Annotated in this window: 19 protein-coding genes and 2 pseudogenes; 12 read left to right on the forward strand and 9 right to left on the reverse strand. The window is 73.4% G+C overall.

Translation table 11 applies throughout. From position 1 onward, the window contains the following. The first annotated feature begins 57 nt into the window (after positions 1–57). The 3 genes from AC24HA_RS01750 to ald all read left to right on the forward strand — a co-directional run bounded on the left by AC24HA_RS01750 (position 58) and on the right by ald (position 3,973). Positions 58–2,079 carry an ABC1 kinase family protein gene (locus tag AC24HA_RS01750; protein ID WP_425707207.1) on the forward strand — a complete coding sequence of 674 codons (2,022 nt, stop codon included), beginning with the start codon at positions 58–60 and terminating at the stop codon, positions 2,077–2,079. A 47-nt stretch (positions 2,080–2,126) separates the two neighbouring features. After that, on the forward strand, positions 2,127–2,666 hold the full coding sequence (locus AC24HA_RS01755; protein ID WP_425707206.1) for a DUF4442 domain-containing protein: 540 nt from the start codon (positions 2,127–2,129) through the stop codon (positions 2,664–2,666). Positions 2,667–2,845: 179 nt separating this feature from the next. Further along, positions 2,846–3,973: an alanine dehydrogenase gene (gene ald, locus AC24HA_RS01760; protein ID WP_425707205.1), complete on the forward strand. Its 1,128-nt coding sequence runs from the start codon at positions 2,846–2,848 to the stop codon at positions 3,971–3,973. Between the two features lie 15 nt (positions 3,974–3,988). Here the strand turns inward: ald and AC24HA_RS01765 are convergent, their stop codons facing one another. Then, the gene (locus AC24HA_RS01765; RefSeq protein ID WP_425707204.1) at positions 3,989–4,951 is read right to left on the reverse strand and encodes an electron transfer flavoprotein subunit alpha/FixB family protein; all 963 of its coding nucleotides are present in this window, start codon (positions 4,949–4,951) and stop codon (positions 3,989–3,991) included. After that, the gene (locus AC24HA_RS01770) at positions 4,948–5,715 is read right to left on the reverse strand and encodes an electron transfer flavoprotein subunit beta/FixA family protein (RefSeq protein WP_425707203.1); all 768 of its coding nucleotides are present in this window, start codon (positions 5,713–5,715) and stop codon (positions 4,948–4,950) included. Before AC24HA_RS01770 ends, AC24HA_RS01765 begins: the two co-directional genes overlap by 4 nt. A 364-nt stretch (positions 5,716–6,079) precedes the next feature. Between AC24HA_RS01770 and AC24HA_RS01775 the strand changes: the two genes are divergently transcribed. The 6 genes from AC24HA_RS01775 (at position 6,080) to AC24HA_RS01800 (ending at position 15,481) form a co-directional block, all read left to right on the forward strand. After that, the gene (locus AC24HA_RS01775) at positions 6,080–10,396 is read left to right on the forward strand and encodes a phosphodiester glycosidase family protein (RefSeq protein ID WP_425707202.1); all 4,317 of its coding nucleotides are present in this window, start codon (positions 6,080–6,082) and stop codon (positions 10,394–10,396) included. 215 nt (positions 10,397–10,611) lie between these two features. Then, positions 10,612–10,932, forward strand: a complete 321-nt coding sequence (locus AC24HA_RS01780) for a putative quinol monooxygenase (RefSeq protein WP_425707201.1) — start codon at positions 10,612–10,614, stop codon at positions 10,930–10,932. A gap of 132 nt (positions 10,933–11,064) precedes the next feature. Beyond that, on the forward strand, positions 11,065–11,274 hold the full coding sequence (locus AC24HA_RS01785; protein ID WP_425707200.1) for a hypothetical protein: 210 nt from the start codon (positions 11,065–11,067) through the stop codon (positions 11,272–11,274). A 108-nt stretch (positions 11,275–11,382) separates the two neighbouring features. Then, on the forward strand, positions 11,383–11,808 hold the full coding sequence (locus AC24HA_RS01790) for a zinc ribbon domain-containing protein (protein WP_425707199.1): 426 nt from the start codon (positions 11,383–11,385) through the stop codon (positions 11,806–11,808). Between the two features lie 168 nt (positions 11,809–11,976). Further along, positions 11,977–14,142 (forward strand): S9 family peptidase, encoded by a 2,166-nt coding sequence (locus AC24HA_RS01795; RefSeq protein WP_425707198.1) that lies wholly within the window; start codon positions 11,977–11,979, stop codon positions 14,140–14,142. Between the two features lie 121 nt (positions 14,143–14,263). Further along, complete coding sequence (locus tag AC24HA_RS01800; protein WP_425707197.1) at positions 14,264–15,481, forward strand: YihY/virulence factor BrkB family protein; 1,218 nt, start codon at positions 14,264–14,266, stop codon at positions 15,479–15,481. Here AC24HA_RS01800 and AC24HA_RS01805 read toward each other — a convergent pair. The 7 genes and pseudogenes from AC24HA_RS01805 to AC24HA_RS01835 form a co-directional block, all read right to left on the reverse strand. Further along, positions 15,392–15,604 (reverse strand): helix-turn-helix transcriptional regulator, encoded by a 213-nt coding sequence (locus AC24HA_RS01805; protein ID WP_425707196.1) that lies wholly within the window; start codon positions 15,602–15,604, stop codon positions 15,392–15,394. The two genes, AC24HA_RS01800 and AC24HA_RS01805, sit on opposite strands and share 90 nt — an antisense overlap. A gap of 2 nt (positions 15,605–15,606) precedes the next feature. After that, positions 15,607–16,116 carry a hypothetical protein gene (locus AC24HA_RS01810; protein WP_425707195.1) on the reverse strand — a complete coding sequence of 170 codons (510 nt, stop codon included), beginning with the start codon at positions 16,114–16,116 and terminating at the stop codon, positions 15,607–15,609. A 186-nt stretch (positions 16,117–16,302) separates the two neighbouring features. Continuing rightward, positions 16,303–16,515 carry a hypothetical protein gene (locus AC24HA_RS01815; protein WP_425707194.1) on the reverse strand — a complete coding sequence of 71 codons (213 nt, stop codon included), beginning with the start codon at positions 16,513–16,515 and terminating at the stop codon, positions 16,303–16,305. A gap of 72 nt (positions 16,516–16,587) precedes the next feature. Continuing rightward, the gene (gene mtnN, locus AC24HA_RS01820; RefSeq protein ID WP_425707193.1) at positions 16,588–17,352 is read right to left on the reverse strand and encodes a 5'-methylthioadenosine/S-adenosylhomocysteine nucleosidase; all 765 of its coding nucleotides are present in this window, start codon (positions 17,350–17,352) and stop codon (positions 16,588–16,590) included. Between the two features lie 92 nt (positions 17,353–17,444). Then, positions 17,445–17,894, reverse strand: a pseudogene (locus AC24HA_RS01825) (S-ribosylhomocysteine lyase); the annotation flags it as partial. 437 nt (positions 17,895–18,331) lie between these two features. Beyond that, entirely contained in the window at positions 18,332–19,135 is an 804-nt protein-coding gene (locus tag AC24HA_RS01830) for a hypothetical protein (RefSeq protein WP_425707192.1), read from the reverse strand. A 65-nt stretch (positions 19,136–19,200) separates the two neighbouring features. Further along, positions 19,201–19,851, reverse strand: a pseudogene (locus tag AC24HA_RS01835) (ABC transporter ATP-binding protein); the annotation flags it as partial. A 206-nt stretch (positions 19,852–20,057) separates the two neighbouring features. Between AC24HA_RS01835 and AC24HA_RS01840 the strand changes: the two are divergent. The 3 genes from AC24HA_RS01840 to nrdH all read left to right on the forward strand — a co-directional run bounded on the left by AC24HA_RS01840 (position 20,058) and on the right by nrdH (position 23,232). Next, positions 20,058–21,641, forward strand: coding sequence for a sensor histidine kinase (locus AC24HA_RS01840; protein ID WP_425707190.1), 1,584 nt, complete (start codon positions 20,058–20,060; stop codon positions 21,639–21,641). A gap of 4 nt (positions 21,642–21,645) precedes the next feature. Next, positions 21,646–22,341, forward strand: a complete 696-nt coding sequence (locus tag AC24HA_RS01845) for a response regulator (protein WP_425707189.1) — start codon at positions 21,646–21,648, stop codon at positions 22,339–22,341. Positions 22,342–22,986: 645 nt separating this feature from the next. Beyond that, positions 22,987–23,232, forward strand: coding sequence for a glutaredoxin-like protein NrdH (nrdH, locus tag AC24HA_RS01850; RefSeq protein WP_425707188.1), 246 nt, complete (start codon positions 22,987–22,989; stop codon positions 23,230–23,232). Positions 23,233–23,250: the final 18 nt, after the last annotated feature.

The raw sequence follows: 23,250 nt of genomic DNA on the forward strand, positions 1-23,250 counted from the left end.
AGCCGCGCGTCGGGGCCGGGTGACACCGAGCACCACGCGTCCGCCACACTGTCCGACATGCAGTCCCTGCTCGGGTACCTCCTCGTCGCCGCGACGGCGCTGGTCAACGCGATCGTCGTCGCCGTGGTGGCCCGGCGCCTGCTCGGGGCGCCGGTCGGCTGGCCGCGCACGATCATCGTCGCGCTGATCGGTAACACGGCGGCGGTGGCGCTGCTCGACCGGGTGCTCGAGGGCCTGCACATCGGCACCGACCAGATCTGGACCAGCACGGCGGACCCGCTCCCGCTCGGGATCATCCTCGTGCTCGGCACCGCATGGGTCCTCGTCCTGGAGATCATGGTCCTCGCCGTGCTCGAGGCCGTCGTCCCCACCGGCGCGCTCCCCTCGCCGATCGCGTTCGTCCGCGGCACGCCCGCCCGCTTCCGGCGGGCACGTCGGTACGCGGAGGTCGTCCAGATCGCGGCCCGGCACGGTTTGGTGGCCTGGCTCCGGCCACGCATGCCCAGGCGGCGCGACGCCGACGCCGCTCCCCACACGTCGGCCCGCGCGCTGCGGCGGGCGCTGGAGGACGCCGGCGTCACGTTCGTCAAGCTCGGGCAGACGCTCTCCACCCGGCCGGACCTGCTGCCGGCGACCGTCGTCGAGGAGCTGTCCCGCCTGCACTCCGACGTCCCCGCCCTCTCCTGGGAGGAGGTCCGCCCCGTCGTCGACGCCTCGCTCGGCCGCCCCCTGGAGGAGGTCTTCGCGCACGTCGACACCGCGCCGCTCGCGGCCGCCTCGGTCGCCCAGGTCCACACGGCGCGCCTGCACGACGGTTCCGAGGTCGTCCTCAAGATCCAGCGCCCCGGCGCGCGCCAGCAGGTGACCGGCGACATGGACATCGTCATGCGGCTCGCGGACCGGCTCGACCGCACGACCTCCTGGGGCCGCAGCCTCGGACTGCGCTCGCTCGCCCGCGGGTTCGCCGACTCCCTCGACGAGGAGCTGGACTACACGGTCGAGCTCTCCAACATGCAGGCGATGGCCGCGTCGACCACGTCGGACCTGGTCCACGTGCCGCGCGCCTACCCGGAGATCAGCTCGCGGACCCTGCTGGTGATGGAACGCATCGAGGGGTCGCCCCTGTCGTCGCCGCGCGCCGACGTCGAACGGCTCCGGCTCGACCGGCGCGACGCGCTCAGCCAGGCGCTGGTCGGCACGATCCTGCGCCAGGTGCTCGTCACCGGGGTCTTCCACGCCGACCTGCACCCCGGCAACATCATGCTGCGCCCCGACGACACCGTCGCGCTCCTCGACCTCGGCTCGGTGGGACGCCTGGACTCGGGGTCGCGCGGATCGCTCGGGCTCGTGCTCGGCGCCGTCGAGCGGGGCGACGCGATCGCCACGACCGACGCCCTCGTCGACCTCCTCGACCGGCCCGACCACCTCGACGACCGGGCGCTCGAGCGCGAGATCGGTCAGCTGCTCACCCGGCTGGCGGTGCTCGACGCGGGGGGCACCTCGGCCGTGTTCGGCGACCTGCTGAGCATCGTCCTGCGTCACCGGTTCACCGTGCCGCCTCAGCTCGCCGGTGCCTTCCGCGCGCTCGGCTCGCTCGAGGGCACCCTCGCCCTCCTGCGCAGCGACGTCGACCTCGTCACCGCCGCCCGCGCCGAGGGGCGCTCGCTGTCCCGCGAGAAGCTCGGCCCGCAGGCGGTCAAGGACGCCCTGCTCGGGCAGGCGGCCGCGGTCCTGCCGATGCTCCAGCGCCTGCCCCGACGCCTCAACCGGCTCACGGAGGACCTCGAGGCAGGCCGCTTCACCGTCAACACCCGCGTGCTCGGCCACGAGGACGACCGCGCGTTCGTCACGGGCATCGTCCAGCAGCTCATCGTCGCCGTGCTCGCCGCCTCCCTGGGACTGGCGGGCGCCCTCCTGATCAGTACGCCGGGCGGCCCGGACCTCGCCGAGGGCATCCGCATCCTCCCGGTCGTGGGAGCGGCGCTCCTGCTGTTCGCGTTCACGCTCGGCGCACGGGTGCTCGTGCAGGTCTTCCTCGGGGACCAGGACCAGGCACGACGTCGGAGCGAACGGCGATAGCCGGTCACCCATCTGCGCCGGAGGGGGCGGCTGCGGGAGAATGTCCCATGCCGTCGCTGCCGAAGCTGCCCACCTACGCCGACCTCGACCGGAGCCTGAGATCGACGTTCGCGCTGAAGTGGGTGATGAACGCCTGGCCGCCGATGCTGTTCGCGGGCATCCGGATCACCCATCTCTCCCCGGACGCGCGGACGGCGCGGGTCCGGCTCTCGAAGAATCCGCTGACCTCGAACTACGTCGGCACCCAGTTCGGCGGCTCGCTGTACGCGATGACCGACCCGTTCTGGATGCTGCTCGTGGGCCGCGCGCTCGGCCCCGACTACACGGTGTGGGACAAGCGCGGCGAGATCGACTACCTCCGTCCCGGCCGCACGGCCGTCGAGGCCGAGTTCCGCGTGACCGACGACCTGCTCGACGAGATCCGCGCCGGCGCCGCCGACGGCGGGGCGCACCTCCACTGGCTGACCACCGATGTCGTCGCGACCGACGGGACCGTGGTGGCGCGTGTGCGCAAGCAGCTGCACGTCCGGCTCAGGCCGTCGTCGACCCTGTCCGAGGCGGAGGAGGCGGCCGCCGTCCGGCGCTGACCGAGTGGCGCTGACCGGGCGGCGCTGACCGGAAGGCGCTGACCGGGAAGGGCGGGCGGCGCGGGGCCGACGCGGTGGTTGCGACCAGGCCGGATGCGTATCCGCACTACGCTGGTCGCCACCCGTGCGGGTGCCCGCGCCCGGCGGGAGCCGAGCACGGCCGTGAGACGGAGGTGAGCATGCGGATCGGTGTCCCGACCGAGGTCCTCGACCACGAGGGGCGGGTCGGACTGACGCCGGCCAGCGTGCAGGAGCTCGTCGGGGACGGCGCCGCGGTCGTCGTCCAGGCCGGCGCCGGCGTGGCCTCCGGACTCACCGACGACGACTACGCCGCGGCCGGGGCGACGCTCACCGACGACCCCGCCGAGGCCTGGGCGGCGGACCTCGTCGTCAAGGTCAAGGAGCCGGTCGGCTCCGAGTACGGGTTCCTGCGCAGCGATCAGGTGCTGTTCACCTACCTCCACCTGGCGGCCGACCGCCCCCTCACCGAGCGGCTCCTCGAGGCGGGCACCACGGCGATCGCCTACGAGACCGTGCAGAGTGACGACGGCCGCCTTCCGCTGCTCGCCCCCATGTCCCAGATCGCCGGCCGCATGGCAGGGATCGTCGGAGCCAACCTGCTCGACGCGACCCGTGGCGGCACCGGGGTGCTCATGGGCGGCATCGCCGGGGTGGCCCCGGCCGAGGTGGTCGTCCTGGGCGCCGGCGTCGCGGGGACCGGTGCGGCCACGTTCGCGCACGGGCTGCACGCGTCCGTGACGGTGTTCGACAAGCACATCCCCGCGCTGCGTCGGCTCGACGACGCGTTCGGCCCGGGCGTGCGGACCCTCGCCGCCACCGGCCAGGCGATCGAGGAGGCCGTCCTGCGCGCGGACCTCGTGGTCGGCACCGTGCTCGTCCCTGGCGCCCACGCGCCGCAGCTCGTCAGCCGCGAGCTCGTCGAGGCGATGCGTCCCGGGGCGGCCCTCGTCGACATCTCCATCGACCAGGGTGGCTGCTTCGAGGTCTCCCGGCCCACGACGCACTCCGACCCGACCTTCACGGCCGGCGGATCGACCGTCTACGCCGTGGCGAACATGCCGGCCGCGTTCCCGCGCACGTCGACGTTCGCGCTCACCTCGCTCACGCTGCCCTACGTGCGCGCGCTCGCCGGTGACGGCGGGTGGCGCGCGGCGTGCGCCGCGGACCCGGTCCTGGCCGAGGGGCTCAACACCCACGACGGCGCGGTCCTGCACGCGGGCGTGGCCGAGGCGCACGACCTGCCGCCGGCCGAGGACCACGACCGGTACCGGAGGGGGCCGCAGTAGCGGACCTCCCCGCCCTCAGCCGCGGGCGCGGATGGCCTCCAGCAGGGCGGGGACGATCTCGTGCAGGTCGCCCAGCACGCCGAGGTCGGCGAGCTCGAAGAGCGGGGAGTCCTCGTCCTCGTTGACGACGATGGTCGTCCCCGAGCGCTGCATGCCCGACGTGTGCTGGATGGCGCCGGAGATCCCGAGCCCGATGTAGACGCGCGGGGAGATCACCTCACCGGTCTGCCCGATCTGCGCGGCGAACGGCACCCAGCCCTCGTCCACGGCCGACCGCGTCGCGCCCACCGCCGCGCCGAGCGCGTCCGCGAGCTCCTCGACGACCGGCCACTGCTCGCCCGAGCCCACGCCGAGACCGCCGGCCACGACGACGTCGGCCTCCGTGATGGAGGGCCGGCCGCCCTCGGTCGTGGCCACCTCGCGCTCGTGGACCTGCGCGCCAGGTGAGGTCGGGGCGGGCAGCTCGAGGCGCCGGCCGGCACCGGGCGTCGCCGCGGGCGGGTCGGTCGTGGGGTCGACGACGATGATCGCCACCTCGCCGGTGGACTCGGCGGTGACGGTCCACTGGTTCCACAGGACCGGCTGCCTGGTGGTGAGCGTGCCGCCGGGGGCGGTGAGGCGGTCGGCGCCCCACAGGGGAGCGACGCCGAGCCGCACGCCGAGCCGGCCGGCCGCCTCACGGGCGTCCGACGTCGCCGGGACGAGGACGACCGAGACGTCGCCGAGCAGCTCGGCGGCACCGGCGAGGGCGTCGACGAGCGGGGAGACGAGCACCTCGGCGCCGGGCACCGGTGCGAGGGCGACGACGTCGGCCCCGGCGGCCGTGGCCGCGGCAGCGATCGCGTCGTGGTCCGCGGCGGGGGCAGAACCGACGGCGACGACCTCGCCGGCGTCGAGGGTGCGGGCGAGCGGGAGGAGCGCCAGGGAGTCGGCGGTAGCCGCCGCCTCGGCGGTCTCGAGGAGGACGAGGACGGTCACGTGGCGGCTCCGATCGTGCCGGTGGAGGTGAGGAGGTCGACGATGCGCTCGACCGCCTCGTCGGTGTCGGTGACGAGCTCGGCGCGCGTGCGCTCGGCCGCGGGCTCGGCGCCGGTCACGCGCCACGCCGCCCGCGGCACGTCGAGGCCGAGGTCGTCCAGGCCGAGGACCTCGACGAGCTTGGTGCGGGCGGACCGCAGCCCCATGAAGTTCGGGATCCGCGGCTCGGCCGCCTGCTCGACCACCGACGCGACGAGGGGGACGGGTGCGCTGACGGTCCGCGCGACCGGGCCGGACACGCGCCGCGCGCTCAGTACGTCGGCGTCGAGGGAGACGTCCTCGACGTGCGTGACGTGCGGGAGCCCGAGCAGCTCGGCGAGCATCGCCGGCACCATGCCGCCCATGCCGTCGGTGGCGAGGTTGCCGGCGAGCACGAGGTCCGCGTCCAGGCGGGTGACGGCGGCGGCCAGGACGCGCGCGGTCGTCAGCGCGTCGGCCCCGGCGAGACGGTCGTCGAGCACGTGCACCGCGTCGTCGGCGCCGGCGGCCAGCGCCTTGCGCAGGGAGGGCTCCGCGAGCGCGGGCCCCATCGTCAGGGCGGTCACCGTGTCGCCGTCGCCCCGCAGCTCCTCGGCCACCGCGATCGCGCGCGAGTCGGTCTCCGAGAGCACCCCGCCCTCGCGGACGATCCGGCGATCCTCGCCGGCGAGCACCGCCGGCTCCTCCGGATCCGGGACGTGCTTGACGAGCACGACGATCTTCACGGGGTCACTCCTCACGGTCGGGGCGCTCCCGGCCGACCGCACCGCGTGGGGCGCGTGCCCGGCCGGGCGCATCCCGCCCATCCTCCCTCACACCGCGCCTCCGTCGGGAGGTCGTGCGGCGTCGGAGCAGTGCCCGGTCGCCGTGGGAGGTGCTCCAGGGGCCACGGTCGTGGGCGGGGAAGGGACGAACGTCCCGCCGTCGAGAACGTCCTCCACGCCCGTCCCCACCTGCGTGCACAGGTCGTGCACGACCTCTCCTGCGCGCCGCTTCCAGGACACCTCGGGTCCACCCGTGCGACAGGTTCGGTCCACCCGGTGGCGGTGGGATGGCCCCACCCCTTCCCGGTTCTCCCAAAGGACGGTTATGTCAGCTGTGCCCGGACGACGGCGCTCCCGCGTCGCCGCCACCCTCATCGGTCTGCTCGCCTCGACGAGCGTGACCGCGACCCTGCTCGCCCCCGCCGGTGCCACGCCCCTGCCGGGCCCCGACCAGCCCACGCCGGGCGACACCGCGGAGCTCGACGCGGGCGCCGAGACCGACTCCGCGGCGCCCGAGGCGCCCGCCGCGCCCGAGGCTCCCGACGACGGCGGGGCGACCGCCACGGACGGCCCGGGCCCCGACGAGCCCGAGGAGGTCGCCGACGACTACCTGGACGTCACCAACGACGGCACCGCGATCGTCAGCGAGCAGACCGCGACCCGGATCGCCCCGGGTGCGGTGCTCACCGAGCTCGAGCGGCTCGAGTCGGCCGGCTGGCTGCGCGGTGCGATCCTCGACATCGACCTGACGAACCCGGCGATCTCTCTGGACTACATGGACGCCGGCGAGGTCGCCGGTACCTCGACGATCTCGGACATGATCGACGAGGCCGACGCCGTGGCCGGCATCAACGGGTCCGGTTTCGACATCAACAACTCCGGGTCGGCCAACGGCATCGGTGTCGACCCCGAGGCGGGCATCGTGACCTCGCCGAACCCGGGTGACAACGCCGCGCTCGTCATCGACTCCCAGGGCCTGGGCCTCATCACCGAGGTCTTCATGGCGGGCGTCGCCGTGGCGCCCGACGCCGGCTGGCAGGTTCCCGTGCACGGCGTGAACGCCTCGACGTGGGACACCTCGGGCCTCGCGGTGTTCACCGACCGGTGGGGAACATACGCCCGCGCGAACTCCCTGGCCGACCGCGACGGAGCCGTCGAGGTGTGGATCGACCGTGAGTCGCGCGTGACCCAGGCTGCTGCCCCGGTCGGCGAGGGCGAGATCCCCGAGGGGATGCGCGTCGTCGTCGCCCCCGCCGGCGAGCTGGCCGACCGGCTGAGCACCCTCGCCGTCGGCGACCGTCTCCAGGCGACGTACTCGGTCCGCTCCGACGCGGACGAGGTCGTCCTGGCCCTCGGCGGTCACGGCGGCTCCAACGCCATCATCCTCCAGGGTGGCGTGCGGCAGGAGGCGACCGACCAGACCGTGCACCCGCGCACGGCAGTGGGCCTGGACCGGGCCGGTGAACACCTCTACCTCGTCGTCATCGACGGGCGCCAGGCGGTGTCGCGGGGCCTGAGCCTCGACGAGCTCGGCCTGTTCATGCAGCAGATCGGCTCGTACAACGCCCTCAACCTCGACGGCGGCGGCTCGACCCAGATGAACGCCCAGCGCCCGGGCGAGGCCGACGACGAGATCGTCAACACCCCCTCCGACGGCGAGGAGCGCGAGGACGGCAACGGCATCGGGGTCGTCGTCGGCCCGAGCTCCGGGATCGTGCACGACTACACCGTGCGTGCCGAGCAGCGCCCAGCCAATGCGAACCGGGTCTTCCCCGGTCTGCACCGTCAGCTCGTGGCGCTCGGCTACGACGAGGTGATGCGCCCGGTTGACACCCCGCCGGACGCGTGGGCCTCCGCCGACGAGGCGGTGGCCTCCGTCGACCAGGACGGCCTGCTGACCGCGGCGGCCGGCGGTTCCACGACCGTCTCGGTGTCGACCGAGACCGAGCTCGGCAGCGCCACCGGCGAGACCGACATCGAGGTTCTCGGTGAGCTCGTCCGGCTCGAGGTGTCGTCGAACGTGGTCTCGCTGCCCGACCCCGACGCGACGGCGGCACTGACGGTCTACGGGTACGACGCCCAGGGCTACATCGCTCCGATCGAGCCGGCCGACCTCACTGTCGAGGGCACGAACGAGGTCGTCGAGCTGACCCCCGCGACCGACAGCACGTTCGACATCAGCGCCCTCGTGGACTCGGGTTCGGCGAACATCACGCTCGCAGTCGGAGACATCACGGTCGAGGTCGCCGTGCTCGTCGGGCTCGACGACCTCGAGATCACGAGCTTCGACGAGGAGGGCGGCTGGTACAACTACGGTGCCCGCAACGACGGCTCCTCGATGACCATGGTCGACGAGGGCCGGACCGAGGGGGATACCGCCGCCATCCAGGGCGAGGCTGTGTTCAGCGACTCGACCGCGACACGCACGATGAACTTCGCGCCCAACGACCACGACTTCGAGCCGATCGACGGCCAGCTCCAGTCCGTCTCGGGTTGGTTCCGGGGCGACGGGCGCGGAGAGCCTGAGACCTACTTCTACTTCGTCGACGCCAACGGGGTGGGCCGGGCCATCTACGGCCCGTCCGTCACCGGCACGGAGTGGCAGGAGATCACCGTCCAGGTGCCCACCGACTGGGCGCAGCCGCTCACGTTCAGCCACGTCGCGGTCTACGAGGCCTCCGCGACCACCTACGACACGACTGTCTGGGTGGACGACATCACTGCCACGGCCGCACCGATCGCCGATGCGCCCGAGGTCCCGGTCTGGGAGGACCCGTCGCTCTCGCTCGCGAACGCGGCCGACGACGCCGGCCTGCGGGTCGCCGTGATGTCGGACGCGCAGTTCGTGGCGCGTGCGCCGGAGTCGCCGCAGGTGGAGAACGCGCGTCGTGGTCTGCAGGAGATCGTGGCGGCGGACCCGGACCTGCTGGTCATCAACGGTGACTTCACGGACGAGGCGGCGCCGGAGGACTTCGACCTGGCGCGTCGGATCCTGACCGAGGAGCTGGGCGAGGATCCGGTGGTGCCGTGGATCTATGTGCCGGGCAACCACGAGATCATGGGTGGCCCGATCAGCAACTTCGTCGACGAGTTCGGTGAGACGTCGACGGTGCGGGACGTGGCGGGGACGCGGATCATCACGCTGAACTCGGCGACCGGTCGTCTGGGTGACGACTTCGGTCAGATGGTGATGCTGCGTCAGCAGCTGCTGCTGGCCCAGCTCGACCCGGAGATCACGGGCGTGCTGGTGTTCTCGCACTACCCCCCGCGGGACTTCCTGCCCGGCTCGCCGTCGGCGATGGCCGACCGACTCGAGGCCGCCACGCTCGAGACGTGGCTCGGTGAGGTCGAGGCCTCGGGCCGGTCGGCGATGTTCGTCGGCGCGGGCGTGGGCGCGTTCGACATGGCCACGCGTGACGGCGTGGAGTACCTGACCAACGGCAACGTCGGGAAGTCGCCGAACTCGACCCCGGACCGCGGCGGGTTCTCCGGCTGGTCGATGATCGGGCTGGACCCGGCCGCCGGGATGCACGACACCGACGGCGAGTGGTCCGAGGTCGAGATCCGGCCGCTGGTGGACTCCCTGGAGATCTCGGGCGGCACGGCCGTCGAGGCCGGCTCGCCGCTGGACCTGGACGGCACGATCGTCCAGGACGAGCGCCGGGTCCCCGCCGACTGGCCCGTGTCCGTGCGGTGGTCCGGCGACGACGAGACCGCTGTCGACGCCGGTGCGGAGGTCCCCGAGACCGCCGTCGCCACCGTCGACCCGGCCTCCGGCGTCGTCACCGCGATCCCGGGTCGCGCCGTCGTCGACGGTGAGCTCGTCACCGTCGAGGAGGGGGAGACTCCGGGCTACGCCACCGGCGAGACGGACGTGCCGGTGACGGTCTCCCTCGCCGTCAACGACGCGGTCGCCGAGCACGAGGTGGACGTCCACCTGCCGGCGTACTCGTCGACCCCGGCGTTGGAGAACGGGTTCTTCCTGGATGACGACTGGGGTGGGATGCATGAGCACGTGTTCCGGTTCGGTCGGCCCGGGGACGAGGTCTTCGTCGGCGACTGGGACGGGGACGGGACCGACACCCTCGCTCTGCGCCGGGGCAACGTGTTCTTCGTGCGCAACAGCCTGGGTTCCGGGTCCGCGGACGAGGTCGTGGTCTACGGCCGGTCGGGGGACACGATCCTGGTCGGTGACTGGGACGGCGACGGCGCGGACACCTTCGCGGTGCGTCGCGGCGCGGCCTATCACGTGCGCAACACGATGACCCCGGGCCCGGCGGACACGATCGTGACCTACGGCCGTGAGGGGGACACCGTGCTGGTCGGGGACTGGGACGGCAACGGGACCGACACCCTGGCGGTACGGCGCGGGAAGACGTACTACGTGCGCAACACGCTGACCGACGGCGTGGCGGACACGGTGTTCAACTACGGCCGGACCCAGGACACGATCCTGGTCGGTGACTGGGACGGTGACGGGCTGGACACGTTCGCGGTGCGTCGGGGCAACGAGTACCTGCTGCGCAACGACCTGGTCGACGGGAACGCCGAGATCACCCACCTCTACGGCGAGCCCGACGACGAGATCCTCGTCGGTGACTGGGACGGCGACGGGACCGACACCCCCGGCATCCAGCGCTGATCCACCCCGCACCACCCCCGACGGCGGGGCTCACCACCCCGGGCGAGCCCCGCCGTCGGACACGTCCGCGTTCGACGAGCGAGCGGACGTCCTCCTCACGAGTGAGCGGACGTTCGCACGACGCGTGCACGGACAGGGACGCCCGAGCGCGCTGGGCGTGCCACCCTCGTGCACGGATCAGAACCGGGCAATGCCGAGTAGTAGAAGGAGCACCGATGTACTTCATCGTCGTCAGGTACGAGGTCAGGCCGGAGAGCATCGACGCCTGGCCCGAGATCGTCCGGGAGTTCACCGAGCGGACGCGGCAGGAGCCCGGCAACCTCTTCTTCGAGTGGTCGCGCAGCATCGACCGTCCGTCGGAGTACGTGCTCGTCGAGGGATTCACCGACGACGGCGCGGCCCCGCACGTCAGCAGCGCCCACTTCGCCGCCGGGCTCGAGGCCATGCGCCCGCACCTGGTGAGCACGCCGCAGATCATCTCCCGTCAGGTCGACGGCGAGGGCTGGGACGAGATGGGCGAGCTCCAGATCCCCTGACACGGCACGCTGCGGGCGACGACCGGGATGCGGGGGCTGATGCCGGTGCGCGCCGGCACCGAACGCGCCCGGCCCTCCCACCCCGGCACCGACCGCACCGGGCCCGCCTGCTCCGGCGGGTAGCGTCGAGCCATGCCCGACGCTCCCGCCAGCCGCCCCCTTCCCCCGCAGTGGTCCCAGCTGATCATCTCGATCGTCGTCGGCGCGATCCTCGGCCTGCTCTGGGGGCTGTGGCGCGGCGACCTCGGACGGTGGGTGATCCTCGGAGCGATCGTCGGCGCGGTCAGCGGGCTCTGGGCCGAGATGCGGCTCGCGAGGGAGCGCCGGGAGCGCGACGGCTGACGGCTGGACCGCGAGAGCCCGGTCGTCCGAGCGCGCCAGCCGTGCGCGCGGGAACCTCTCCCCGACCGGTCGCGTGGAGAGTGCGGTGCCGCGCTCTAGTCTTCCGCCATGATCATCTGGGGATCGCGCACGAAGCGGCGACACGTCCTGACCACCAACCTCGTCTGCAGCCGGTGCCACAACCCGGCCGCCAACCACCTCTTCCTGCTCATCACGAAGTTCACGCTGTTCTTCATCCCGCTGTTCCCGGTCTCGAGAAAGCGGTTCCTGGAGTGCACCTTCTGCGGCACCCAGACGTCGCTGAGCAAGGAGCAGTTCGAGCAGCTCGAGCAGGCGGCCGAGCAGGGCGGCGGCGCCACGCAGGGGTACGGCGGGCCGGCGCAGTCCGTGCCCGACGGCTACGGCCAGCAGGGCTACCAGCAGCAGGGGCAGTACGGCGGCCAGCAGGGCTACCAGCAGCAGCCGGGGCAGTACGGCGGCCAGCAGCCCGGCATGCAGCAGTACCCCGGCGCGAACTACCACCCCCAGGGCTGACGCGTCGCACTGCTCGGTCTGCACACTCGACGACCAGGAACCTCACGCTCGACGACCGGGAACCGCACACTCGACGACCGGGAACCGCACACTCGACGACCAGGAACCGCACGCTCGACGACCGGAAACCGCACGCTCGATGAATCGGGGGGTGGGTAGCCTCGGGCGGTGAGCACCGCCGCCGATCTCCCGCAGCCGCCCGCCCCGAAGCGCGTCGAGCACCATCGCACCCACCACGGTCACGACTTCGTGGACCCCTTCGACTGGATGCGCGACAAGGAGTCCCCGGAGGTCGTCGCCCACCTCGAGGCCGAGAACGCCTACGCGGACGCGCGCACGGCCCACCTCGCCGACCTTCAGGAACGGATCGTCGCCGAGATCAGGGAGCGCACCCAGGAGACCGACACCGACGTGCCGGTGCTCCAGCGTGGCTGGTGGTACTACACGCGCACCCACGAGGGGCTCCAGTACCCCACCTGGCACAGGGTGGCCGACACCGGGGCCGGCCGCCCGGACCCCGCCGGCGAGGTCGAGGGCGAGCAGCTCGTCCTCGACGGCAACGCCGAGGCCGAGGGGCGGGCCTTCTTCAAGGTCTCCGAGATCGTCGTCGCCCCCGACGCCCGGCACGCCGCGATCGGTATCGACCTCGACGGCGGCGAGCTCTTCGACGTCCGGGTCGTCGACCTCGACACGGGGGAGACCGTCGACTCCGCCGTCCGGGGCGTCGGCTACGGGCTGGCCTGGACGACGGACTCCGCGCGCCTGGTCTACGTGCGCACCGACGACGCCTGGCGGCCCCACGAGGTCTGGAGCCACGTCGTCGGGTCCGACCCCGCGTCGGACGAACGCCTCCTGCGCGAGGACGACGAGAAGTACTGGACGTGGATCGAGACCTCGCGGGACGCCCGCTGGCTCGTGGTCCACCACGCCTCGACCACGGCGGCCGAGGCGGTCCTCGTCCCGCTCGACGGCGGTGCGCTCCGCCCGCAGGTCGTCTCGCCGCGACGACCGGGCCTGGAGTACCAGGTGGAGGTCGCGGGTGACCACCTCCTCGTGGTCCACAACCTCCACCAGAAGGACTTCACCCTCTCGACGGCGCCCGTCGGCCCCTCGTCCCCCGAGGACTGGACCGACCTGCTCCGCTCCGCGGACGGCGAGCGCATCCTCCTCGCGCACGCGTTCGCCGACCACGCCGTCGTCGAGCTCCGCTCCGGAGGGCTGCCCGCCCTGCGCGTCCTGCCCCGCACGGACGGCCGCGATGCCGAGGCCGGCCCGACCTCAGCATCCGGCCCCGCCGGCGGCGCACCGACCTACGGGGCCGCGCGGGACGTCGTCGTCGACGGCGAGCTCACCGCCGTGGCGCTGGGCGACGTGCGCGAGTGGCGCACCGACGAGCTCCTCCTCGAGACCCAGTCGTTCCTCACCCCGCCCACGGTCTCCGCCTACTCGATGCGGGACGGCACGTCCGAGGTGGTCAAGCGGAAGGCCGTGCCCGGGTACGAGCCCGGCCGCTACGTCGAGCGCCGCGAATGGGCGATCGCGCAGGACGGCACCCGGATCCCGCTCTCGGTCGTGCACCGGGCCGACGTCCCGGCCGACGGCACCGCGCCCGGGCTGCTCTACGGGTACGGCTCCTACGAGGTGTCGGTGGACCCCGCCTTCAGCGCCGAGCGCCTGCCGCTGCTCGACCGGGGCGTGGTGTTCGCCGTCGCGCACGTCAGAGGCGGCGGCGAGCTCGGCCGCTCCTGGTACGAGGACGGCAAGCTCGACCGCAAGCGCAACACCTTCACCGACTTCGTCGACGCCGCCCACCACCTGCTCGACTCCGGGGTCGTCGCGCGCGGCCGGCTCGCCGCCCAGGGCCGCTCGGCCGGCGGGCTGCTCATGGGCGCCGTGGCGAACCTCGCCCCGGAGACGTTCCGCGTCATCCACGCCGGGGTGCCGTTCGTCGACGCGCTGACGACGATCCTCGACCCCTCGCTCCCGCTGACCACGGGGGAGTGGGAGGAGTGGGGCGACCCGCTGCACGACCCGGCGTTCTACGACTACATGGCCACGTACGCGCCGTACGACAACCTGCGCGCGGCGGCGTACCCGGCGATCCTCGCCACCACCTCGCTCAACGACATCCGGGTGATGTACGTCGAGCCCGCGAAGTGGGTGGCGCGGCTGCGCGAGGTGACGACCTCGGACCCCGCCGAGCGACCGGTGCTCCTGCGCTGCGAGATGGTCGCCGGGCACGGCGGGCGGTCGGGTCGGTACGACCGGTGGACCGAGCGGGCCCAGGAGTGGGCGTTCGTCCTCGACCAGCTGGGGGCCACCGCACGGCCCTGAGCGCTCGGCCGCCGGCCGGGCTCGTCCGGCCCTCCCGCCGGGCCCGCTCGCCGAGAACCTGAGGGCGGTCCGACGGCCCGACGTCCCGGCTGCGAGCCCGCTCCTGAGCCACGCTGAGCACATGAGGACGGGAGCGGGCGCGCACCGGGTGCCGGAACCCGCCGACGGCACGCCGTCGACCTGGTGGTACGTCGCCCGCCGGACGGTCGCCGAGTTCATCGACGACCAGCTGATCGACCGGGCGGCGGCGCTGACGTTCTTCGCGGTCCTGTCGGTGTTCCCGGCACTCGTCGCCCTCGTCTCGGTCCTGGGGATCTTCGGCCAGGGCGTGACGACGACGAACGCCATCCTCACGATGCTCGAGGAGCCGCTGCCCGCCGAGCTGGTCGCCCAGCTGCGCGGACCGGTCGCGTCGATCACGGAGAACCAGGGCGCCGGGCTCGGGCTGGTCGTCGGCATCCTCGTCTCGATGTGGACGGCGTCGAACTACGTGTACGCCTTCAGCCGGGCGATGAACATCGTCTACGGCATGGAGGAGGGACGCCCGCTGTGGAAGCACCGCCCGGCGATGTACGTCCTGACGATCGTGCTCGTGGTCCTCGTCGGGGTGGCGGCCCTGCTGCTGGTCGTCAGCGGTCCCGTCGCGCGCTGGATCGGGGACCTCGTCGGGCTCGGTTCCACGGCCGTGATGGTCTGGAACGTCGTGCGATGGCCGGTGCTGCTGCTCGTGGTGATCGTGGTCATCGCGCTGCTCTACTACCTCACGCCGAACGCCCGTCTCGCACGGATGGGCTGGATGAGCCCGGGCGCGGCCCTGGCGATCCTCGTCGCCGGCATCGCCACCGTGGGCTTCGGCTCCTACGTGACCAGCTTCGGGCGCTTCAACGCCACGTACGGGGCTCTGGCCGGGGTCATCATCTTCCTGCTGTGGCTGTGGGTGATGAACCTGGTCATCCTCCTCGGCGCCGTCCTGGACTCCGAGATCGCCCGCGTGCGGCAGCTCCGGCGCGGGGTGGTGGCCGAGGTCGCCCTCCAGCTCCCGTTGCGGGACGACACCAAGCTGCGCAAGGTTCATGCCCGGCGGGAGCGGCTCGTGGCAGAGGGGAGGCGGCTGCGCCTCGCGCACAGCGGCCGGACCGAGGAGGCCCACCCGCCGGCCGCGGTGTCGGACCGGGCGGGGGAGCAGGCGCACCTGCCGGCCACGGCTGCGGACCGGCCCGGCGAGCTCTCAGATCGGGCCGGCGGGCAGTCAGGCGGGGCCGGCGGGCCCGTCGTCGGGGGTGAACAGGTCCTCGATCGCGCACCCGAAGACCCGCGCGAGCCGGAAGGCGAGCGGTAACGACGGATCGAACCTGCCCTTCTCGATGGAGATGACCGTCTGCCGGGACACGCCGAGCTCCCTGGCGAGCTCGGCCTGGGACATCCCCCGCTCGGCCCGGCGCTCGGCGACCGAGCTGCGCACCGTCAGCCGCCCCTGCGCGACAGGATCGCGTAGCGGGCCACCGTCGACCCCATGAGCAGGGCGACCACCCCGCTCAGCGCCCAGACCACGGGGAAGTCGACCGACGTGAAGACCACGGCGACGGTGCCGATGCCCGCCGCGAGGAGCGTGTCCATGGCGGCCCCCGAGGTCGCGCGCTCGAGCCACCGGGACTCGACGCTCTCCTCCGCGTGCGGGTCGGTCTCGAGGGTGGGTCCGATCAGCCACAGGTAGTAGATCGCGCCGATCGGGACGATCTGGCACGCCATGAAGACCAGGGCCACCAGCCAGGGCCGACCGGTGTCCGCGAAGGCCGGGATGAACGTCGCCGCGTAGGCGAGGGCTCCGGACGTGGCCACGGTAAGGGCGACGACGGCGGCCCAGCGGGCGAACCCGGCCCGAGGGCGCGGCTCGGCGGCGGGCGACGGCGCGTCCGGGGCCCCGGTCGCGGCGGCGTCCTGCCCCCCGGCGTCGGTGACATCGTTCTCGGTCATGGCGTCGGCTCCTTCACGGCTCGGGACCAGGACGGGCTCCGAGGTCGGGCGACGCGTCGTCCGACCCTCCGGTGTCAAGTGACCTTGACGCATACAGTCAAACGTCCTTGACGTCGTGTGTCAAGCGTCCTTGACGCGCGTTCCTGGTGGCGCGTCGTCCGATGCGATGGGTCGAGCCGGCCGTGCTCAGTCGGCGGAGGTGGTCGAGGCCGTCGCGTCGTCCGGTGCCTCGTCGCTCGACGTCGCGGACCCGGATGGGGCGGGCTCGGTCCCCTGGTGCACGGCGGTCGCGGACACGGCGGCCTCGTCGCGCGGCCCGAGGCCGATGACGGTGCGCGCGACGACGACGGCGAGCGCGAGCACGCCCACGACGACGAGGATCCAGGTCCAGTCCGGCATGTCTCTCCTTGGTCGCGGTGGCTCGATCGTAGGGCCGGGAGCGTGCGGGGTGGTCGTGGCGCCCGGGTCCGATCAGTCGGCGAGCATGCCGAGCACCACCCGGGCGCTGAGCCCGGCCACGTGGTCGACCTCGAGGTGGAAGTCCTGGTCGGCCGCCGGTCCGCACAGGTCGGAGATGCCGCGCACCGAGATGACGGGCACGCCGGCATCGGTGGCGACCTGCGCGATCGCCGTCGACTCCATGTCCGTGCTGAGCGCCTCGGGGAAGGCGGAGCGGTAGGAGTCGACGTTGGCGGCGGTGACGAAGGCGTCCCCGCTGAGCACGAGCCCCTCGCGGACCGGCTGGCCCATGCTGCGTCCGGCGGCGAGCCCCGCCTCGACGAGCGCGGGGAGCACGGAGAACGTCGGGGGCTGGCCCGGGACCTGGCCGCGGGCGTAGCCGAAGGCCGTGGCGTCGGCCTGGCCGTAGACGAGCTCGGTGGCCACGACGACGTCGCCCACCTCGACGTCCGGGTGCAGCCCGCCGGCCGCACCGGCGGAGACGACGACGCGCGGCGCGTAGCCGAGCAGCGCCCACGTGGTGGCGGTGGCCGCGTTGACGAGACCGACCCGGGTGCGGACGAGCACCAGGTCGAGCCCACGGACGGTCGCCCGCAGGGCGCGGGCGTCGCCCGGCGCGTCGAGCTCCACGGGGTCGGTGGCGTCCTCGAGGAACGGGGCGAGCTCCTCGCCCATCGCGCACAGGACGACGGCGTCGACGGTGTCGATCGAGCTCTTCGCGGCGCGAGCCTCGCGGGCGGCGGCGCGCCCCTCGAGGATGCGGTCGATGGGGGACATCAGCGGCGTCCTTCGTCGTCGGTCCCGGCGGCGGTGGCACCGGTGGCGGTGGCCCCGGCCGGTCCGCCGGCGGCGAGATCGTCGGCGGGGTCGGCGTAGACCTGGCCCCACTGCGCGCGGGCGGCGAGCATCGTGGCCGCGGCCTCCCGCGCCCCCTCGAGGCTGTGGCTCGCGCCCCAGCCGCACTGGACCTCGTTGGCGGCCGGCACGGCGTCGAGCTCGGTGACGGCCCGCAGGGTCGCAGCGAGGACGTCCATCGTCCCGGGGAGGTCGGGCGCGGCCGCGCGCAGCAGGTAGAAGCCGGTCTGGCAGCCCATCGGGGAGAAGTCGACGACGTCGTCCGCGTGGTCACGGACCGTCTCGGCGACCGAGTGCTCGAGCGAGTGCACCACCGGCATCTCGAGGTGACCGACGTTGGGCTGGGTGAGACGGACGTCGTACTTGGTCAGGACGGCGCCGCCGGGCAGCTCCTTGACGTCGGCGACGCGCACGTACGGGGCCGACACGGCGCGGTGGTCGAGGTTGAAGCTCTCGACGTTCATCTGGGGCACAGCGCGATCCTCTCGTCCAGGGGAGACGCGGCCATCATCCCAGGAGACCGACGACCGGGGCCGCCGCCCCGGGGTCGGGCATCCCACACGGACGACGGGTCGAGGCCCCCGCACCGGGTAGCCATCCCGGTGCGGGGGCCTCGTGGTCGTCGTCGACGACCCGCGCGGTGTGCCGTCCCCCAGGACTCCGCACCGCGCGTGAATGGTGCCGCCGACCGCACGACCCCTGGGGACGCCGGTCGGCGCCGTTCCCGGCCCGCCGCGGCGGGCCGGGAGCGAAGGTGCACCGGAGCCCGGCCCGCGGGGTGCGCTCCACGGGTCGGGCTCCGGGCGGGGCGCCGACGGGTGGTCCCGGTCAGGCGCCGTGTCCGGCACGGTCGTGCCGGTCCGTGCGGTGCGCAGCCCCCCGGCGACGCACCGCACGTGGATCAGGCGGCCTCGCGGCGCACCGTGCGGTACCAGCCGGCGACCATCGGGGCGACCACCCAGATGGCGGTGGTCGACGCGATCCGCGCCCACTCGCCGGCCGTCGGTCCGCCGTCCTCGAACAGTGCGCTCCAGGCCCACTGGAAGTCGATCCAGCTGAAGAAGCCCTCGAGGTTCGGCAGGAGCAGCGGCAGGACCGAGAAGACCTGCGGCAGGAACAGGAAGGTGACGATCGCGATCGCCGGTGCGTGCAGCAGCAGACCGAACGCGACACCCATGAGGGTGACGAGCGTGAGCATGAGGAGCATGCCCAGGGCGATCTGCGGGTCGATGCCCCAGCCCTCGGTCGTGTTGCCGGTGGCCTGCGAGACCGCGTGGCCCGCGGCGGCGAGTACGACCGTGCCGATGGTGATGAGCACCATGAGGGCGAGCGCGGCGGCAACCTTGGCCGCGATCACCCGCGAGCGCCGGGGCTCCAGCGCGAAGGTCTGCAGCGTGGTGCGCTGGGACCACTCGCCCGCCGCGGCGATGACGCCGACGATCGGCAGGAGCAGGAACTGCACGTTCATGAGGATCGCGAGGTAGCCCTCGAAGCCGAACTCGGAGGTCGCGTCCGCGAACGTGAGGATCGCGACGGCGACGAGGTCGATGAGGAGGATCGCCGCGAGGAGGCCGATGCCCGAGCGGGTGTCGACCGCCTTGCGGAGCTCGACCCGCACGAGGCGGCCGAGCGAGATCCCGGGGGTGTCGGTGGGACGGGGCGCCGCATCAGGTGCGGCGGGCGCAGTCTGGACGGTGGTGGTCATGCGGCACGCTCCGAACGGTCGTCGTTGGCGGTGGTCGAGAAGAAGAGCTCTTCGATGTCGGTGGTGGCGAGCAGCTCGTCCTTGGCGCCGGCGGCCAGCAGCCGTCCGTTGCCGATGACGAGGAGGTCGTCGGCGGCCTGCGCGACCTCGCTGAGCAGGTGCGAGGACAGCAGCACCGTGCCGCCGGCCTCGGCGTGGCTGCGCAGGAGGTTGCGCATCCAGCGGATGCCCTGCGGGTCCAGGCCGTTGACGGGCTCGTCGAGGATGAGCACCTCCGGGTCGCCGAGCAGCGCGTAGGCGATGCCCAGGCGCTGGCGCATCCCGAGCGAGTAGCCCTTGACGCGGCGCCTGGCCTCCTTGGCCGTGAGGCCGACGGTCTCGAGCACCTCGTCGACGCGGGTCCTCGGCAGTCCCATCGTCAGGGCGCCGAGCGCGAGCACCTCGCGGCCGGACCGGCCGTTGTGCTGGGCCGAGGCGTCCAGCAGGACGCCGACGTGCCGGCCCGGGTTGCGCAGCTCGGTGTAGGGGCGGCCGAGGATCGTCGCGGTGCCGGCGGTCGGTGTCGCGAGACCGACGAGCATCCGCATGGTGGTGGACTTGCCCGACCCGTTGGGGCCGAGGAAGCCGGTGACGCGCCCGGGGCGCGCGGTGAACGTGAGGTCGTCGACGGCGGTGGTCGGTCCGTAGCGCTTCGTCAGCGAGTCGGTGGTGATCATGGCGCCAGGTTCGCCTGGCGGAGGGGGTCGGCGGATCGACCGAACGGGTCGCTTCCCGGCGCCGGGAGGCTGGTCCTGCACGACCGTCGGCGTACGTCGGGGGAGGGACCGGGTCCACCCTTGGGTGGATGCCGGCAGACCGACGGCGGATCGAGCCCGGCCGCAGGCGGGACGCCGCGGGTGCCCGCGGAACCTACTGTGGCGCCATGACCTCGTCCCCGGCCGACTTCTCCGGCGCGCGCGGTGTCCCGCGCGACGGCGGCGCGGACGGCGCGGATGCCGACGCGGGCCGCGACGACCCGGGCGTCGGCGGGGCTGGCGTCCCCCGGCCCGACCCTCTCCCAGCCGCTCCTCCCGTGGCCGACACCGCCCGCGCTGAGGTCCGGCAGAAGTGGTGGCGCCGGGCGGCGCCGTACGTGTTCGCCGGGGGATGGACGATCCTCGGGATCCTCGGGTCGCTGTTCGTCTGGATCGCGCTGGCCCCGAGCACGGGCGCCTCCCGGACAGCGTTCGTCGTGGAGCTCGGCGTGGGTCTTCTCTGCTTCGGGCTGCTCTACGTGCGCAAGCGGTGGCCGCGCACGGTGACCCTCACGGTGACGGTCCTCGCCTCGACGCTGTCCTTCTCGTCCATGGGCGCCCTGATCGTCGTGCTCGTCAGCTACGCGGCACGCCCGATCGAGCAGGGGAGGCGGCTGAGGCGGTACGTCTTCTTCGGCGTCGTCCTGCTCGTCGTGGTCGTGGGCGGGATGTTCTACGACTACGTCACGCAGACCTACGTGACGGCCCCCGCGCAGAGCGAGCCCGGCTCGATGATCGCGGGCACGCAGGACGCCGAGCCGATCATCGCCTCGACCACCGGCGTGGTCTCGTCGATCGTCGTCTCGGCCCTCCTGGTGGGCTTCTGCCTCGCGGTCGGGTCCTACATCGGCGCCCGGCGGGCCCTGCTCGCCGAGCTGCAGACCCGCGCCCGCCGGGCGGAGGCCGTCGTCGAGGCGTCGACCGAGCGGGCGCGCACGGCCGAGCGGAACCGCATCGCGCGGGAGATGCACGACGTCCTCGCGCACCGCATCTCGCTCGTCGCCCTGCACTCCGGTGCGCTCAGCCACCGCACCGACCTGCCGCCGGAGGCCGTGCGCGAGGCCGCCGACGTCATCAGCTCCAACGCCCAGCTCGCCCTGACCGAGCTGCGGCAGGTCCTCGGCGTGCTGCGCGCCGACAACGGGAGAACGGGCCGGGAGGGGGCGGGCCACCGGGAGCCGCCCCAGCCGACCATGACCGCGGTCGACGGACTGTTCACGGACGCGCGGCAGGTGGGCATGCGCGTCCGGGTGTCCGTCATCGGCATCGGCGCGGTGCCGTTGCCCCCGGCGCAGGCTCTCATCTCGGGGACCGGCGTCGACGACGTCCTGGCCACCCTGTCGCCCACCGTCTCGCGCACGGCCTACCGGATCCTGCAGGAGGCGTTGACCAACGCCCGCAAGCACGCTCCCGACGGCGTGGTCGACGTCGAGCTGTCCGGTCGCCTCGGCAAGGTGCTCACCGTGGCGGTGACGAACCCGATGCCGTTCCCCGGGCAGGTCGACCCCGGGCGCGCCGACGGCGAGTCCCTCGGGGGCGTCGTCGGATCGGGCAGCGGGCTCGCCGGTCTCGCCGAGCGCACCGACCTCGCGGGCGGGACGCTCGACCACGGGGTCGAGCCCGACGGGTTCGGCCGGACGATCTTCGCCGTGCGTGCGTGGCTGCCGTGGGACGAGAGCGTCGGCGGCTGGCGCGGGCGCGGTGGAGGATAGGGCCATGAGCGAGCAAGGGACCCCGCCCGCCGGAGCGCCCGTGAAGGTGATCCTCATCGACGACGATCCGCTCGTGCGCGCCGGCCTGCGCATGCTGCTGCACGGCGGGGAGATCGAGATCGTCGCCGAGGGCGACGACGGGCGTGTGGCGCAGCGCCTCGTCGAGGAGCACCGTCCCGACGTCGTGCTCATGGACGTGCGCATGCCCGTCATGGACGGCGTGACGGCCACGCAGCGGCTCACCGACGCCGGTGCGCCGACCCGGGTCATCGTGCTGACCACCTTCGACTCCGACGACATGGTGATCAGCGCGCTGCGGGCCGGCGCCCAGGGGTTCCTTCTCAAGGACACCCCGCCCGCGGACCTCGTGGCCGCCGTGCGCCGGGCCGCCCGCGGGGAGCCCGCGCTCTCGCCGTCGGTGGCCGCCCAGCTCATGGCCCGCGTGGCAGCGCCCGAGGAGGTCGACGACGGGGAGAGCGCCGCCGAGGAGGCCCGTGCCGCGTTCGCCGAGCTCACCGAGCGCGAGCAGGACGTGGCCCGCGCCGTGGCCCGCGGCCTGTCCAACGCCGAGATCGCGTCCGAGCTCTTCCTCGGTGTGGCCACGGTCAAGACCCACGTCGGGCGCGTGTTCAACAAGCTCGGCGTGGCCAACCGCGTCCACGTGGCGCGCATGGTCCAGGACGCCGGCGAGGCGCACTGACGCCAGATCCGTCGAGAGTGCGGTCGGTGACCGCCGAGAGTGCGGTCGGTGACCGCCGAGAGTGCGGTCGGCGACCGCTGGCGGGGCGCGGGCCCGCCCCGGCGGTGCGACGGCGGCGATGTCCCGCCCCGGGTCGGAGCGACACGCCCGGGATGTCCGACGCCGGACGACGCGCACCCTGTGGACGACACGCCGACACGGGTGCGACACGCCGTGAGGTTCACGCTCGGCGGCGGTGGACATCCGCCCCGGGTGCGCGTCCGTCCCCAGGCCCGGGGCCGCCGTCGCCCGCTCCGTCCACGGGCCCGCGCCCCGATGTCAGTGGTGCGCGGCAGGCTGTGGGGACCGCGAGAACTCGCGGTCCGGGTGCCCCCGGGGGTGGTCGGCGAGGCGACCCCGGCCGTCCACCGCCGCTCCACAGGTACCCGGTTGGGACGCACAGGGCAGAGGGACGGGTTGTGGACAGAGCAGGTTGTGGATGACACGCCACCACAAGACCTAGTGGTCGTCGCGGGGAGCGACCCCCAGGTGTAGTGTCGATGGTCCGAGGTCGCACACGGCCTCGTCCGAACCACACGCTTGTAGTTACACGCGCGGAAGTCCGCGCAGTCCCGGACAGGCCCCACGGAAGGAGACCGGCTCGCCATGAGCATCACCGTCTACTCGAAGCCGTCGTGCGTGCAGTGCGATGCCACCTACCGCGCGCTCACGAAGCAGGGCCTGGAGTTCGACGTCGTCGACGTCACCGAGGACGCCGAGGCGCTCGCCTCCGTCCAGGCCCTCGGCTACCAGCAGGCGCCCGTGGTCATGGCCGACGGCGACCACTGGTCGGGCTTCCGTCCGGACCGCATCAAGGCCCTCGCCGCCGCGCGCGCCGCGGCGGTGGCCTGACCGGGCCGAGAAGGGGGT

Source organism: Georgenia sp. Z1491 (assembly GCF_057652395.1).